Annotated in this window: 14 protein-coding genes; 8 read left to right on the plus strand and 6 right to left on the minus strand. The window is 69.3% G+C overall.

Annotated elements, in window-relative coordinates; all coding sequences use genetic code 11:
* Window positions 1-64: 64 nt before the first annotated feature.
* The 6 genes from acs (at window position 65) to BLT27_RS05685 (ending at window position 6,295) form a co-directional block, all read left to right on the plus strand.
* On the plus strand, window positions 65-2,053 hold the full coding sequence (acs, locus tag BLT27_RS05660) for an acetate--CoA ligase (protein ID WP_089732070.1): 1,989 nt from the start codon (window positions 65-67) through the stop codon (window positions 2,051-2,053).
* 76 nt (window positions 2,054-2,129) lie between these two features.
* Window positions 2,130-2,552 (plus strand): DUF4212 domain-containing protein, encoded by a 423-nt coding sequence (locus BLT27_RS05665; protein ID WP_089732071.1) that lies wholly within the window; start codon window positions 2,130-2,132, stop codon window positions 2,550-2,552.
* On the plus strand, window positions 2,549-4,300 hold the full coding sequence (locus BLT27_RS05670; protein ID WP_089732072.1) for a VC_2705 family sodium/solute symporter: 1,752 nt from the start codon (window positions 2,549-2,551) through the stop codon (window positions 4,298-4,300). The genes BLT27_RS05665 and BLT27_RS05670 overlap by 4 nt, the downstream gene beginning before the upstream one ends.
* Window positions 4,301-4,302: 2 nt before the next feature.
* Window positions 4,303-4,767 (plus strand): universal stress protein, encoded by a 465-nt coding sequence (locus tag BLT27_RS05675; protein WP_089732073.1) that lies wholly within the window; start codon window positions 4,303-4,305, stop codon window positions 4,765-4,767.
* Between the two features lies 1 nt (window position 4,768).
* Window positions 4,769-4,993 carry a DUF8119 family protein gene (locus BLT27_RS05680; protein WP_089732074.1) on the plus strand — a complete coding sequence of 75 codons (225 nt, stop codon included), beginning with the start codon at window positions 4,769-4,771 and terminating at the stop codon, window positions 4,991-4,993.
* Window positions 4,994-5,068: 75 nt separating this feature from the next.
* On the plus strand, window positions 5,069-6,295 hold the full coding sequence (locus BLT27_RS05685; protein WP_089732075.1) for an MFS transporter: 1,227 nt from the start codon (window positions 5,069-5,071) through the stop codon (window positions 6,293-6,295).
* 1 nt (window position 6,296) lies between these two features.
* Here BLT27_RS05685 and BLT27_RS05690 read toward each other — a convergent pair whose 3' ends face one another.
* Window positions 6,297-6,896, minus strand: a complete 600-nt coding sequence (locus tag BLT27_RS05690; protein ID WP_089732076.1) for a hypothetical protein — start codon at window positions 6,894-6,896, stop codon at window positions 6,297-6,299.
* A gap of 104 nt (window positions 6,897-7,000) precedes the next feature.
* Here BLT27_RS05690 and BLT27_RS05695 point away from each other — a divergent pair, with 104 nt between their 5' ends.
* The gene (locus BLT27_RS05695; protein WP_089732077.1) at window positions 7,001-7,987 is read left to right on the plus strand and encodes a ring-cleaving dioxygenase; all 987 of its coding nucleotides are present in this window, start codon (window positions 7,001-7,003) and stop codon (window positions 7,985-7,987) included.
* Between the two features lie 3 nt (window positions 7,988-7,990).
* Entirely contained in the window at window positions 7,991-8,680 is a 690-nt protein-coding gene (locus BLT27_RS05700) for an alpha/beta hydrolase (protein WP_089732078.1), read from the plus strand.
* A 228-nt stretch (window positions 8,681-8,908) separates the two neighbouring features.
* On the opposite strand, the gene BLT27_RS05705 is transcribed toward BLT27_RS05700, so the two are convergent.
* From BLT27_RS05705 to BLT27_RS05725, 5 genes are all read right to left on the minus strand, one after another.
* The gene (locus BLT27_RS05705) at window positions 8,909-9,625 is read right to left on the minus strand and encodes a TIGR00266 family protein (RefSeq protein WP_089732203.1); all 717 of its coding nucleotides are present in this window, start codon (window positions 9,623-9,625) and stop codon (window positions 8,909-8,911) included.
* Window positions 9,626-9,717: 92 nt separating this feature from the next.
* Window positions 9,718-10,923: a CaiB/BaiF CoA transferase family protein gene (locus BLT27_RS05710; protein ID WP_089732079.1), complete on the minus strand. Its 1,206-nt coding sequence runs from the start codon at window positions 10,921-10,923 to the stop codon at window positions 9,718-9,720.
* A gap of 60 nt (window positions 10,924-10,983) precedes the next feature.
* Window positions 10,984-12,207: a molybdopterin molybdotransferase MoeA gene (locus BLT27_RS05715; protein WP_089732080.1), complete on the minus strand. Its 1,224-nt coding sequence runs from the start codon at window positions 12,205-12,207 to the stop codon at window positions 10,984-10,986.
* Between the two features lie 79 nt (window positions 12,208-12,286).
* Window positions 12,287-12,751 carry a hypothetical protein gene (locus BLT27_RS05720; RefSeq protein WP_089732081.1) on the minus strand — a complete coding sequence of 155 codons (465 nt, stop codon included), beginning with the start codon at window positions 12,749-12,751 and terminating at the stop codon, window positions 12,287-12,289.
* A 199-nt stretch (window positions 12,752-12,950) separates the two neighbouring features.
* Window positions 12,951-14,585, minus strand: coding sequence for a uracil-xanthine permease family protein (locus BLT27_RS05725; RefSeq protein ID WP_089732082.1), 1,635 nt, complete (start codon window positions 14,583-14,585; stop codon window positions 12,951-12,953).
* Between the last annotated feature and the right edge of the window lie 59 nt (window positions 14,586-14,644).

Here is a 14,644-nt window from a genome sequence, read left to right on the forward strand (position 1 = left end):
ATCGGGACCAGACCAGCCCCGATTAGCGCCCCCGCTTTTTACGTGCCATGTCGGCTGATGGCATATGTCGGACGACCCCGACGTCGACCTCGAGGCGCGGCTCGAGGAGACGGCAGCGTTTCAGCCACCGGAACAGTTCGTCGAGCAGGCAAACGTCTCGGACCCGGACATCTACGAGGAGTTCGAGGCGAACTGGCCAGCGTGCTGGGAGGGCGCGGCGGACCTGCTCGACTGGGACGAGCCGTACGACCAGGTGCTCGACGACTCGAACCCGCCGTTCTTCGAGTGGTTCACCGGCGGTCAGCTGAACGCCTCGTACAACGCGCTCGACCGCCACCTCGACGAACGCGGCGACGAGGCCGCAATCGAGTGGATCGGCGAGCCGACCGACGAAGCGAACCGCACGTACACCTACGCGGAGCTCCACCGCGAGGTGAACGAGTTCGCCGCGGGTCTGCGCGACCTGGGCGTCGAGGCGGACGACGTGGTGACGCTGTACATGCCGATGGTGCCCGAACTCCCCATCGCGATGCTGGCGTGTGCCCGTATCGGCGCGCCGCACTCGGTCGTGTTCGCGGGGTTCTCGGCGGACGCGCTCGCGACGCGGATGAACGCCGCCGACTCGGAGTACCTGATCACCTGCGACGGCTACTACCGCCGCGGCGACGCGCTCGAACACAAGGCGAAGGCCGACGACGGCCTCGCGGGCGTCGAGCACGACGTGGAGACGGTCGTCGTCGACCGCCTCGGCGACGCCTACGACCACCCGACGGGCGAGCACGACCACGCGTACGCCGACCTCGTCGCGGCGAACGAGGGCACGACCGTCGAGCCGGTGTCCCGGGACGCCGAGGACATGCTGTTCCTGATGTACACCTCCGGCACGACCGGCGAGCCGAAGGGGGTGAAACACACCACCGGCGGCTACCTCTCGTGGGTCACCTGGACGAGCCAGGCGGTGCTCGACATCGAGCCCGAGGACACGTACTGGTGTTCGGCGGACATCGGCTGGATCACCGGGCACAGCTACATCGTCTACGGCCCGCTCTCGCTGGGCACCACGTCGGTGATGTACGAGGGGACCCCGGACTTCCCCGAGAAGGACCGCCTCTGGGAGATCGTCGACGCGTACGACTGCACGCAGCTGTACACCGCGCCGACGGCGATCCGTGCGTTCATGAAGTGGGGGAGTGAGTACCCCGCGGCGCACGACCTGTCGAGTCTGCGGCTGCTGGGCACGGTCGGCGAGCCGATCAACCCGCGCGCCTGGAAGTGGTACTACAAGCACATCGGCGACGAGGACTGTCCCGTCGTCGACACCTGGTGGCAGACCGAGACAGGCGGCATGATGGTGACGACGCTCCCCGGTGTCGGCGAGATGAAGCCCGGCTCGGCCGGCCCGCCACTCCCGGGGCTCGACGTCCGCATCGTCGACGTGAACGGCGACCCCGTCGAGGAGGGGCGGGCCGGCTATCTCACCGTGAACAGACCGTGGCCGGGGATGCTCCGCACGCTGTACGACAACGACGAGCGCTTCGTCTCCGAGTACTGGAGCGAGTACTCCGACACCGACAGCGACGACCCCGACGACTGGGTGTACTTCCCGGAGGACGGCGCGAAGATAGACGAGGACGGCTACATCACGGTGCTGGGGCGGGTCGACGACGTCCTCAACGTCTCCGGGCACCGGCTCGGGACGATGGAGATAGAGAGCGCCATCGTCGGCGTGCCCGGTGTGGCGGAGGCCGCCGTCGTCGGCGGGCACCACGACGTGAAGGGCGAGGCCGTCTACGCCTACGTCATCACCGAGGACGGCTACGACCCCGACGAGCCACTGCGCGAGAACATAATCGACACCGTCGAGGACGCCATCGGCCCCATCGCCCGCCCCGAGGCCGTCGTCTTCACGCCCGAACTGCCGAAGACGCGCTCGGGCAAGATCATGCGCAGACTCCTGGAGGATATCGCGAACGGCGAGGCGCTCGGCGACACCTCCACCCTGCGGAATCCGGATATCGTCGACGACATCGCCGCGAGCGTCGGGGACGACTGACAGTCCCGGCCCGCGACCGTTCGCTCCCGCTGTTGCACCGCTGACGACCACACGACACACGACCACGACACGGACCATGGCAGACACAGACACTCACGACACGGAGGCACACGCACCCGTCGAGACCGACGGCGGCCACGACACCGCCGACTACCTCGACGCGGAGATACACCTGTTCAAACCCGCGACGCCGTTCATGCGGGACCACCTCAAGGTCATCTGGACGATGTTCGCGGTGTGGGCCCTGTTCGTCTTCGGCCCGGTCGTCGCGACCTATCTCGCGACGGACCTCATGACGAGCACGACGCTCCTCGGCTTCCCGCTGCACTACCTGTTGACGGCCATCGGCGCGCCGGGCGGCGCGCTCCTGCTCTCGTTCGTCTACGCACGGCAGCGCGACAAACTCGACACGAAGTACGGTATCGACCACTCGACCGGCGGGACGGCCGAGCCTGACGCCGACGCCGTCCCCGCGACCGACGGAGGGACCGACGAATGACGACGGCAGTCGGACCGCTCCAGCTCCTGCCGGACGCGCTGAACGCCTCGTTCAAACTCGTGCCGGCCATCATGGTCTCGCTGATGCTCCTGCTCTTTCTCGGCATCGGCTACGCCTTCCGCGTCGCGGACACGGAGGACCTCTGGGTCGCCGGGCGCTCCATCGGCAACGTCGAGAACGGCATGGCCATCGGCGCGAACTGGATGTCCGCGGCGTCGTACCTCGGGATGGCGGCGCTCATCGCCCTCTCTGGCTACTACGGCCTGGCGTTCGTCGTCGGCTGGTCCACGGGCTACTTCATCCTGCTCATCTTCCTGGCCGCGCAGATGCGCCGGTTCGGGAAGTACACCGCGCCGGACTTCGTCGGCGACCGCTTCGACTCCGACGCCGCGCGGGCCATCGCCGCGCTGACCACCATCCTCATCGGCTTCGTCTACTCCGTCGGGCAGGCCCGCGGGATGGGGCTCGTCGGCATCTACGTCTTCGGGGGTGACTACGTCACCATGGTCGTGCTGTTGATGGCCATCACGGTCGGCTACCTCGCCCTCTCCGGCATGCTCGGGGCGACGAAGAACATGGCGGTGCAGTACGTCATCCTCATCGTCGCGTTCCTCGCCGGCCTGTACGCCGTCGGCTTCACCCAGGGCTACTCCACCGTCGCCCCGCAGATCGAGTACGGCGCGCTGCTCTCACAGCTCGACGCCGAGTTCACCGAGCCGTTCGCGACCGGCGGCGTCTACATCTGGGTCGCCACCGCCTTCTCGCTCATCGTCGGCACCTGCGGGCTCCCGCACGTGCTCGTCCGGTTCTACACCGTCGAGAGCGAGCGCACCGCGCGCTGGTCGACCGTCTGGGGCCTCTTCTTCATCTGCCTGCTCTACCTCTCCGCACCCGCCTTCGCCGCCTTCGGCACCGACCTCTACGCGAACAACGTCGGCGAGGTGTACGGCGCGAACGGGATGTCCGGCGCGGAGGGTGACGTCATCGTCGTCATCGCCAGCCAGCTCGCGAACCTGCCGACCTGGTTCGTCGGACTGGTCGCCGCCGGCGGCATCGCGGCCGCCATCGCGACCACCGCCGGGCTGTTCATCGCCGCCTCGTCGGCGGCCGCCCACGACATCTACACGAACATCGTCAACCCCGACGCGAGCCAGCGCCAGCAGCTCCTCGTCGGCCGCGCGACCATCGTCGGTCTCGGTGCGGTCGTCACGCTGTTCGCGCTCGACCCGCCCGCGCTGGTCGGCGAGCTCGTCTCCTACGCGTTCAGCCTCGCTGGGCTCGTCCTGTTCCCGATGTTCTTCCTCGGGCTGTGGTGGGAGAACGCCAACCGGCAGGGCGCGCTCGCCGGCATGACGACCGGCCTGCTCATCTGGCTCGCCGCCATCGTCAACGAGGTGCTGCCGGCGTACGTCGGCTTCCTCACCGCCGGCGAGAGCGGTGCCATCGTGCCCCTCTACGCCGACGTCTTCCCGGCTATCGGGGCCGCGCTGGCGGGGACGCCAATCGTCTTCGCCGTCACCATCCTCGTCTCGATGGCGACCGCGGAGCCCGACGAGGAGATAAAGCGCATCGTGCGGCAGTGCCACAGCCCCGAGCCGATGGGACAGCAGCAGTCGGCCGAGGAGGTCGCCGCCACTGACGGCGGCACCGACGCGGTGACCGACGGTGGCACCGCCCTCGACGGTGACGCCGCTGCCGACGACCCCGACGCCGCTGCCGACGATACGAACGAATCCACGGAGGACTGACGATGTACGATAGAATCCTCATCCCCACGGACGGTAGCGAAACCGCCGAACTCGCCGTCGAACGTGCACTCGCCATCGCCGAGCGGTTCGACTCGACGGTCGACACGCTGTTCGTCGTCGACACGGACGCGCTCGAGCTGAGCCTCGGCACCGAACAGGTCGACCGCGTCCGGTCCGGCCGCTTCGGCGAGATGGACGAACTGGAGGCGACGGCCCGCGAGGCGACGGACCACGTCGTCGAGGCGGGGCGCGAGCGCGACGTCGACGTGAGCGCGCACTTCCGGGCGGGCCAGCCCCACAAGGTCATCGCGGACGTCGCCGAGGACCACGACGTGGACCTCGTCGTGATGGGCAGCCACGGGCGCTCGGGCGTCCGGCGGGTGCTGCTCGGGAGCGTGACCGAGAACGTGCTGCGCTCGACGCACCGGCCCGTCATGGTCGTCGACGAGCGCGGGGAGGACGACTGAGATGGTCGACACCGCCAGCCTCGTCGACCACGTCCGCGAGCACCGCTCCGGGATGGCCGTCGACCTCGCGTTCGCGGTCGTCTGGGTCTCCGTCGTGACCGCGCTGTTCCGGGGGCTCGGCAGCCCGCGGTGGGCGTACCACCTCGCGCTGGCCGGCGGCGTGGTCGCCTACTACGGCTTCTTCGGGTCGCTCGCCGGTGCGCGGCGGCGGGGCAGCGAGCCGTAGCCGGGCAGCAGGGGGCCGACCCGGCGGCTCGCCGGGACCGACGGACAGTTGTGCGGCCCCGTCCACGTCCGAGCCATGCGGGCCACCCGACCGCGCGCCGTCGTCGCCGCCGTCATCGCCTGTACGTTCTTCGTCGGGTTCGGCGGCGGCGTCGTCTTCCCCATCCTGCCGAACCTCGGCGCGGTGCTCGGCATCTCGTCGTTCATGGTGGGGCTCATCCTGAGCGCGAACCGGTTCGTCAGGCTGGTCGCCAACGCGCCGGCGGGCGCGCTCGTCGACCGGATCGGGACCAGGAAACCGTTCATCGCCGGGCTGGCCATCGAGGGGGTGGCGACGCTCGGCTACAACGTCGCCATCGAGGCGGCGGCCCCCGAGGCGTGGTTCCTGCTCGCGAGGGTCGCCTGGGGGCTCGGCAGCGCGCTCGTGTTCGCGACGGCGTACACCATCACCGCCGACGTCAGCGAGGCCAAATCGCGGGGGACCAGCATGGGGTTCGTCCGGGCGGGCATCACCTTTGGTTTCCCCGCCGGGCTCGTGCTCGGGGGCGTCGTCAGCGACCTCTACAGCGTCCCGGTCGCGTTCTCCGTCGCCGCCGCGTTCGCGCTCGTCGCCAGCGGACTCGCCTACGCCATCGTCCCCGAGACCCACGCGACCGAGGCCAAGTCCTCGGTGAAGCCCTGGGAGATCGACCGGAGCGTCCCCGCGCTGACGGCGGGCCTCGTCAACTTCGGCCTGTACTTCTCGTACGTCGGCGTGCTGTTCTCGACGCTCGTCGTCTTCCTCGGCGAACGCGGCATCGCCGTCTTCGGCTACACCGCACAGGGGACCTCGGGGTTCCTCATGGCGGGGACGGTGCTCGCCGGCTCGGTGTTCATGCTCGTCGGCGGGAGCCTGAGCGACCGCGTCGGTGCGCGGGTGCCCATCGTGCTCGCGTTCCTCGTCGCCGCGTGTGCCGGCTTCCTGGTGCTCTCGATGGCGGGCTCCGCAGCGGGCCTGCTCGCCGGGTGTCTGCTCATCGGCGCGGGCCAGGGCGGCGTCGGCGGCCCGCTCCTCGCGCTGCTCGCGGACCTCACGCCGGGCGACCGGATGGGCCGTGCGACGGGCACGAACAACGTCCTCGGCGACGTGGGTGGCGGGCTCGGCCCGCTCGTCGGGCTCCCGGCCGTCGAGGCGTTCGGGTTCGTCCCGGTGTACGCCGCCTGCGCCGTCCTCCCGCTCGCCGCGGGCGTCGTCCTGCTCGTCGGCGTCTACAGCCACACCGGCTCGCTGAACCCGCAGGTCGACGACGCCCCGGCGGACTGACTCACTCGCCGAGGTAGCTGACGAACACCAGCCCGTCGGTCTTCAGCTCGTACTCGAGGTCGGTCGCCAGCGCGTTGTAGTCGAACGGGGCGGTGACGAGGTGGAACCCGTTCGGCGTCTCCCGGCGGAGCTGGACCGTCGTCCGCTCGCGGAGGTCGGCTTCGAGGGCGTCCGCGTCGGCCGCCGTCGCGTCGTCCAGGTCGAAGACGAAGTTCGTCTCGTCGCGGCAGCCGTCGGACTGCAGCGTGGACTTGAACTCGCTGTCGACCCGCCCGAACTTCCGCAGCACGTCCTCGGAGCCGTTGAGCCGCGCCTCCAGCCAGTCGTCCATCGACCGACGGAGCGCGAACAGCGCCTGCTGGGTGTCGCGCGCGTTGGCGGTCAGGTAGAGCCGGTACGTCGCGTCGAACCGCGAGACGGCGTGGTCTAGCTCCGCGACCGCGCGGTCGAGGCCGTCCGCGTCGCGGACGACCTTCCGGATGGCCGACGGCCCGTCGGGGTCGCGTCCCTCGTTCTCCTTCGACCGTGCCAGCGCGACCAGCATGTAGACGCGTTCGGGGCCGAACTCGCAGTACTCGCGGAGGGCCGGGAGGTACTCCATGGTGGCCGTCGGTTTCGGCGGCGGCCCCAAAGCTGTCCCGGGACCCCGTCAGGGTGTCACGAAGCGGCGGCAGGTACAATGGGTCGGCCCGCGAACCACGACCAATGCCGACGCTCACAGACTCGCCCGGTATCCACCACGTGACAGCCATCGTCGGCGAGCCACAGGCGAACGTCGAGTTCCACGTCGGGGTGCTCGGCCTGCGGTTCGTCAAGCGAACGGTGAACTACGAGAACATGCTCGCCTACCACCTCTACTACGGCAACCGCACCGCGGAGCCGGGCACCGTCCTCACCTGCTTCCCGTACCCGAACGACGTGCCCGCACGCCTGGGCAAGCCACAGTGGGCGTCGGTCGGCTTCGCCGTCCCCCCCGGGTCGCTGGCGTACTGGGCCAACCGCCTCGACGACCACGACATCGAGTTCACGGGGCCGGTCGAGCGCTTCGACGAGCGCCTGCTCCAGTTCTCGGACCCGTCCGACACCAGCATCGAACTCGTCGCCGCCGAGAGCCCGGTCGAGCCCTGGACCGACGGCTCCGTCCCCGCGGAGCACGCCATCCGCGGCATCCACGGCGTCACCGCACTGTCGGCGAACCCGTACGCGACCGCCGGGATGCTCGACACGCTCGGCTTCGAGCTGGTCGGCGAGGAGCCGGCGGGGGCCGAGTCCGACGAGCGCGACGGCGACGACGCCGAGGGCACGCGCGTCCGCTACCGCGCCGGCGGCGACCACGCCACCGTCGTCGACGTGCTCGACCGCGGCGCGGCGTACGGTCGCGAGGGCATCGGCACCGTCCAGCACGTCGCGGTCCGCGTCGACAGCGTCGACGAGCTGTACGACTGGCACTCGCTGTTCCGCGAGCGCGACTTCGACGTCTCGCGGGTGCGGGACCGCAACTACTTCCACTCGCTGTACGTCCGGGACCCCGGCGGCATCCTGTTCGAGCTGGCGACTGAGACGCCGGGGCTGACCAGCGACGAGGACGTCGAGACGCTCGGCGAGTCGCTGGTCCTGCCGGACTGGTTCGAGGAGGACCGCGAGCTCATCGAGTCCCAGCTCCCGCCGCTCTCCGCGCCGGGGCTGGACTGAGCGATGGCGGGCGACGACACCGACGCAGCCGCGGCGGGCGACGAGGAGCCGGACCCCCACGCCGACCAGCCGGTCGTCACCGCCGGCGCACCGAGCATGGCCGCCGAGGTCGCCGTCGTCCTCGTCCACGGACGCGGGGCGACCGCCGACGGGGTCGTCAACCTCGCCGAATCGTTCTACCGGCACGGGGTCGCGTTCTTCGCGCCGCAGGCGGCACGGAGCCGCTGGTTCCCCTACGACGGGCGGGGGACTGTCGAGCGCAACGAACCGCACCTCTCCTCGGCGGTCGATGCGGTCGAGCGCGCGCTGGGCCAGGCCGACGACGCCGGCATCCCGCCCGAGCGGACGGTGCTCTTCGGCTTCTCGCAGGGTGCGGCCGTCGTCACGGAGCTCCTCCGCCGCCGTCCGCGACGGCTCGGTGGCGCCGTCGTGCTCTCGGGCGGGCTCGTCGGCCCGGTGGGCCGCGCCCGGCCGTCCGGGACCGACGGCTCGCTCGCCGGCACACCCGTCTTCGTCGGCGCCGGGGACGCGGACGAGTACGTCCCGGTCGAGCGAATTCGGGCGACTGCCGACCTCTTCCGCGCGCTCGACGGCGACGTGACCGAGCGCGTCTACGAGGGGCTGGAACACGGCATCAGCGAGGCGGAGTTCGACGTGGTTCGGGAGTTGCTGGACGACCTGCTGGAGCCCTGAGCGCTCCCGGCGCGGGTGCCGGACGGCTCAGAGCGAGACGCCGGCCTGTTCGAGGAGGCTGGGCTCCATGAGGAGCATACAACCGGGGGTACATCTGTCGTGCCTCCGCCGCCAGCGAGACAGCTGGCCGTCGCCCGTCGGTTCCGTGGACAGTCCGCGGAAGCGTCGAACCGGGCGGTACTCGTTCGTCTCCAGTCTGCAAGAACGCGGTCGCGGTGGGCCGTCGCCTCAGAGGAAGTCGGAGACGCTCGGGCTACCGTCGCCGCTCTCCTCGTCGCCACCGCCGCCCCCCATGTTCTGGAAGACGATGGGGTCGCGCGTCTGGAGCCAGACGCGGCCGTCGCCGGAGAACTTCGAGACGTAGCCCTCGCCGCCGAGCATGGCGGACTTGACGCCGCCGTCCTTCTGCCGGTCGAGGTTCAGGCCGTCGGTCCAGGCGACCAGGTGGTCCTCGTCGACGATGGCCGGGTCACCCGGGGAGACGTCGACCTCGTACACCGAGCCGTACGCCGAGAGGAACGCCATGCCGGTGCCGTCGAGCGCGAGCACCTTCAGCTGGCCCGAGGAGAACAGGTTCCCGGCCTCGTTCATCGCCGAGGACTTGTTGACGTTCGCCCCCCACGCGAGCGTCGAACCGGACTGGGACTTGATTCGACCCGTCTCGGCGAGGTCGAACGCGACGATGTCGCCGGGATGGTCGGGCGCGAGCACGACGCGTGCGCCGGACTCGCGTGCCGTGAACTCGTTCGTGACGAGGTCCTTGCTGCTGCTGACTGCGCTCTTGACCATGCCGCCGAGCCCGCCGTCGCCGCCGACGTTGGCCTCCGTGTCCATGGTCTCGCTCCGGCTGACCATCGCGCCGGTCTTCGCTTTCATCGACTCCCCCCGCTCCATCGTGACCTGCAGTATCGCGTTGCTCGGTCGCTTCCGTATGTCGAACTCCATACGAGTGGTGTCGAGTGCCATCCGACTAATGTGTTTTCATACCGATGACAACGCCTTCCGTTTTTAATATTGATAACCGGGCCGCGTGGCACTCACTCCGCGCCGCCGAACGCGCCCGCGGCGGCGAGTTCGTTGAGCCGGGCCTCGTCGTAGCCGACCTCTGCGAGCACGTCCCGTGTGTGCTCGCCGAGCTGCGGTGGGAGGCGGTCGAAGCCGCTCTCGGCCGTGCCGTAGTGCAGCGGATGTTCGATGACCGGCACCGTCCGCTCGCCGTCGGAGAGCTCCGACAGCACGCCTCGCGCCTCGGTCTGCTCGTTGTACAGCGCGTCCTCGGGGTCGTTCACCGGCCCGGCGGGGATGCCCGCGTCCTCGACCAGCACGTCCATCCACTCGTCGGTGGGTCGCTCGGCGAACGCCGGCGCGAGTTCGGCCTCCAGCTCGTCCATGTGCTCGACGCGGTCGGCGTTCGTCTCGAACCGTTCGTCGTCGGCCAGTTCGGGTCGCCCGATGGCGTCACAGAGCCCGCGCCAGAGCTTCCGGTTCAGGCAGGCGACGTTGAGGTGGCCGTCGGCCGTCTCGAACGTCTGGTACGGTGCGAGCACGGGGTCCTTCGTTCCCATGCGCTCGGGCTGTTCGCCGGCGAACACCTTCCCGGCCTGCTTCGTGAGCCAGGGCAGCGTCGCGTCGAGCATCGCGAGGTCGATGTACTCGCCCTCGCCGGTCACCTCGCGCCGGTACAGCGCCGTCACGATGCCGAAGGCGGCCCACATCGCGGTGATGAGGTCGGTCTGGGGAAGCCCGACCTTGACGGGTCGGCCGTCGGGCTCGCCGGTGACGCTCATGATGCCGCTCATCCCCTGCACGAGCAGGTCGTAGCCGGGGCGCTGGTGCCACGGCCCGGTCTGGCCGAACGCCGAGATGGCACAGTACACCACGTCGCCGTTCACGTCGCGGATGGACTCCTCGTCGACGTGTAGCTTATCGGCGGTGCCGGGTCGGTAGTTCTGGACGAACACGTCCGCCTCGGCGACGATGTCGTACAGCGCCGCCAGGCCCGCTTCGTGCTTGAGGTTCAGCTCGACGCTGCGCTTGTCGTAGTTGATGGTCCAGAAGTAGGGCGACTCGCCGTCGATGAAGGGCGGACCCGAGTGACGGTTGTCGTCGCCGACACCGGGGCGTTCGACCTTGATGACCTCCGCGCCCTGGTTGGCGAGCATCAGCGACGCGAACCCCCCCGTGACGAACGTCGTCAGGTCGACTACGGTGACACCGTCGAGAATCTGGCCGTCGGGGTCCATGACACAAGTGGACGCGCCCCACGGCAAAAACGTTCGCCCCGTGGCGGCCACCACTCACACCTACTCGACCGCCCCGTACGGCACGACGGCGACGGTCTCGTCAGCCGTGAACCCGTCCCGTGTGAGCACGAGTCCGTCGGCCCGGGTCGCATGCGTCGACGAGGCCAGCACGCTCGGATCGAACGTCCGACCGTAGATGACGTGCCCGGAGTCCGGGTGGCCGAGGGGCGTCGTCCGACCGTCGTCGAGGGCGACGGGGACGGCGTACTCGACCGCCGTTCCGCCGGTTGTGTCCGTCTCGGGGACATCGAGGTCGACCGTCGCGGTCGCCGCCACCGTCGGGAGCGACCGCGAGGCGGTGAACAACGGCCGCGCGACGAGACAGGCGGCGGTGTGGGCGGCGACGGGCTTGCCGGGCAGCGCGACCGCGACGGCGTCGTGTTCGGGCAGGTGCGCGACGGTCACGGGCTTGCCGGGCCGTAGCGCGACGCCGTGGACGACGAGTCCGCCGAGCGCGGCCAGCGCGTCGACGACGTGGTCGCCGTGGCCGACGCTCGTGCCGCCGGTCGAGACGACGACGTCGTGGGCCTCGGCGGCCTCCGCCAGGAGCGCCCGCACCGCGTCGGCGTCGTCGGGCGCGGTGCCGGCGTGGACGGCGTCGTGGCCCCACGAGCGGGCCAGCCCGAGCAGCATGTTCGAGTCGCGGTCGGGCTGGCTGCCCTCGTGTATCTCCGTGCCCGTCGCGACGACGCCGACGCTCGCGCGCTCGCGAACCCGGACGGACCCCACACCGAGGTCGTCCAGCAGCACGGCGTCCTTCGGCGAGAGGCGCTCGCCGGCCTGGAACACCGTCTCGCCGGCCGCGACGGTGCTCCCGCGCTCGTAGACGTGCGTGCCGGGCGCGAGGTCGGGGCCGGCGAGTTCGCCGTCCTCGACTGTCGTGTCCTCGCGCTTGACGACGACGGTCGCGCGGTCGGGCAGCGGCGCGCCCGTGGCGATGCGGACGGCCTCGCCCCGCCCGAGTTCCGGCGGGTCGTCGTCCGGCGTCACCTCGTCGCCCACGATGGCGAGCGGGTAGTCGTCGGCGGCGTCGCACGCGACGCCGTCCATCGTCGCGTAGTCGTGCGGCGGGACGGCGTCGGGTGCGACGACGGGGTCGGCCAGCACGCGGCCCGCGACCGCGTCGGGACCGACGGTATCGGTGCCGTGGGCGGCCAGCGCGTCGTCCCGGAGGGACAGCAGGCGCTCGACGGCGCGGTCACGTGGGAGGAGGTCGTCGGTCATGGTCGCGGCTTCGCCCCGGCTCGTGTTAACGGTTGTCACGGCAGTGCTCGTCGGTCGAGCGATGCTCGAACGCGCAAACCTACCCGGGACCGTCGGTGGACGGAGCACCCTGCTCGTGCAACCGTTGCTCGTAGTCGTTCATGTGGGACTCGAGCCGCGAGAGGAACGTCTGTACGTCGTCGAGGCGGAACGTGAGTGGCTTCGGCCGGTCGTGGACGTTCACCGCCACCTTCCCCCGTTTCCGGTAGACGAGGGCGAGGCTCACGACGCCTGCGAGGACGAAGCCACTGGCGAGGAGGGGGTTTCGCTGTACCGAGAGCAGCCCGAACCCGACGAGCCCGACGCTCAACACGCCGACGAACCAGTCGACCTCTTGCGCGGTCACCTCGTCGATGGAGTCGTACGCGACGCTCGTCACGGTCCCGTCGACCCGAACGAGTAGCCGTTCGTCCGTGAGCCCCAGTGGGTCACCCGAGCGCGTGGTCTCCGTGTAGCGGAGTGCTTCGCCGCTGGGGAGGACGCTGTCGAGTTGCGACCCAGACATCAGGTACCACGAGTCACGACGTCCACTTAACCACACCGACGCGACGAACGAGGTCACCACACAGCTGATGTGCGGCGAGACCGGCACGATACACTACAACTCGGTGTCCGACGAGTACACGTGCAACGTCGACGTCGTGTCCGAGTGAGTCCGGCACCGAGCGTTCGGTAACAGAGGACCGTCGGGGCCGGTGGACGACTCAGTCCGCACCGGGTGCGGGTTCGTCGTCGCTCCCACCACCGAGCCGGTCGACGATGGACTGGAAGTCGCCCTCGTCCTCGGCGATGCGCTCCCAGTCCTCCAGGCCACGTTCCTCCCGGGTCCCGTCGATGGTGTTGTCGAGGACGAACCCGATGAGCCCACCGACTGCCATCCCGGTCGAGCCGACGACGAAGATGGTATCCGAGACGAGCTTCTCACCGAGAACCGGGCCGATGACTGCCGCGTTCTCCATACCGGTCTGGAACTCGGCCGGCCCGCTGAAGGTGCCCATGTACGCGGGTATCGCGAGCCCCGCGAAGAGCGATATCCCGATGATGAACACGTTCCGCGAGGAGTCGAGGTCGACGAACTTGAGGTTCGAGAGACCGACTGCGGCGATCTGTCCGAACATCGCGATGAACAACCCGCCGACGATGGGGGCGGGAATCGTCGCGACGAGCTGCCCGAAGTAGCCCACGTAGCCCACGACGAGCATCACGATGGCACCGACCTGGACGACGTAGCGCGACGCGACGCCGGTGATACCGATGGCACCGATGTTCTCGGAGTAGGAGGTCGAGCCGTTGCCCGTCCCCATGACGCCGGCGAACATGTTGCCGAGGCCCTCCATCCCGATGCCGTGGTTGATGCGCTTCTTGCTCGGCGCGCTGACCCCGGAGAGCCGTGCGACGGCGTGGTAGTCACCGAAGCTCTCGACCATCGATGCGACGACGCCGGCGAACATCCCGATGGCGAACGCCGGCGTGAACTCGGGCATGCCCCACTGCAGGGGTGTGACCGGTTGGATGAGCGTTGCGCTGGTCACTGCCTCGAAGTTGACGTACCCGACGGCACCCTCGCTGTACATCCCGGTGAACGACAGTGCGGCAGCGACGATCCAGGCGGCGACGATACCGAGCAGCACCGGGAACAGCCGGACGTAGCGGCTGTACTTGTCGAGGTACTGTGAGAACGCGACGATGAGCAGGAGCGTCAGACCGAGGAGCCACCAGTTCTGCTGGCTGGTCTCGGCCCCGGTCGGGTTGATTATCTGTGGCGTGTTGAACAGCGCCAACCCGATGAGTGCGATGACCGGTGCGATGACGACCGGCGAGAGGTAGCGCTTGAGCGTCCCCATGATGCCGGCGTAGCCGATGACGACTTCCGCCAGGGCGGCGACGATGATCGCGCCCTGAAGCTCGCGCATCACGAGTTCGAAGCCGGCACCGTCCGCGGTGAGCGCGAAGATTATCGCGATAGCTGGTGCCAGCATCGAGAACGTTCCACCCTGCACGAGTGGGTACCGGTTCCCGATCGTCGTCTGTGCGAGTGTCGCGACTCCCGAGACGACGAAGAACGTCCCGATGAGCTGTGCCTGTTGGCTGTCCGTGATGGTGACTCCTTGGAGGGACATCACGCTGATGAGTGCGAGCGGGATCGCGACCGTCGCACCGATCATCGTCAGATAGTGCTGGAAGCCGAGGAAAATCGACTCCAAAAGCGGTGGTTTGTCCTCGATTCCGTACTCGACGAAATCGGATTCCGCCGATTCCTCGGGGCTCGCCTGTGGCCCCTCCGGTGTCGTTGCTTCTTCGAACTCTTCCAGGTCGTCGGTGTCGTCTTCGTTACTCATGCGTGCCTCCGATAGTGTGCCACGTGTCCACCTGCCACACTATACCGCTTCAATCAGAA

It is taken from the genome of Haloarchaeobius iranensis, assembly GCF_900103505.1.
Lineage (GTDB): Archaea > Halobacteriota > Halobacteria > Halobacteriales > Natrialbaceae > Haloarchaeobius > Haloarchaeobius iranensis.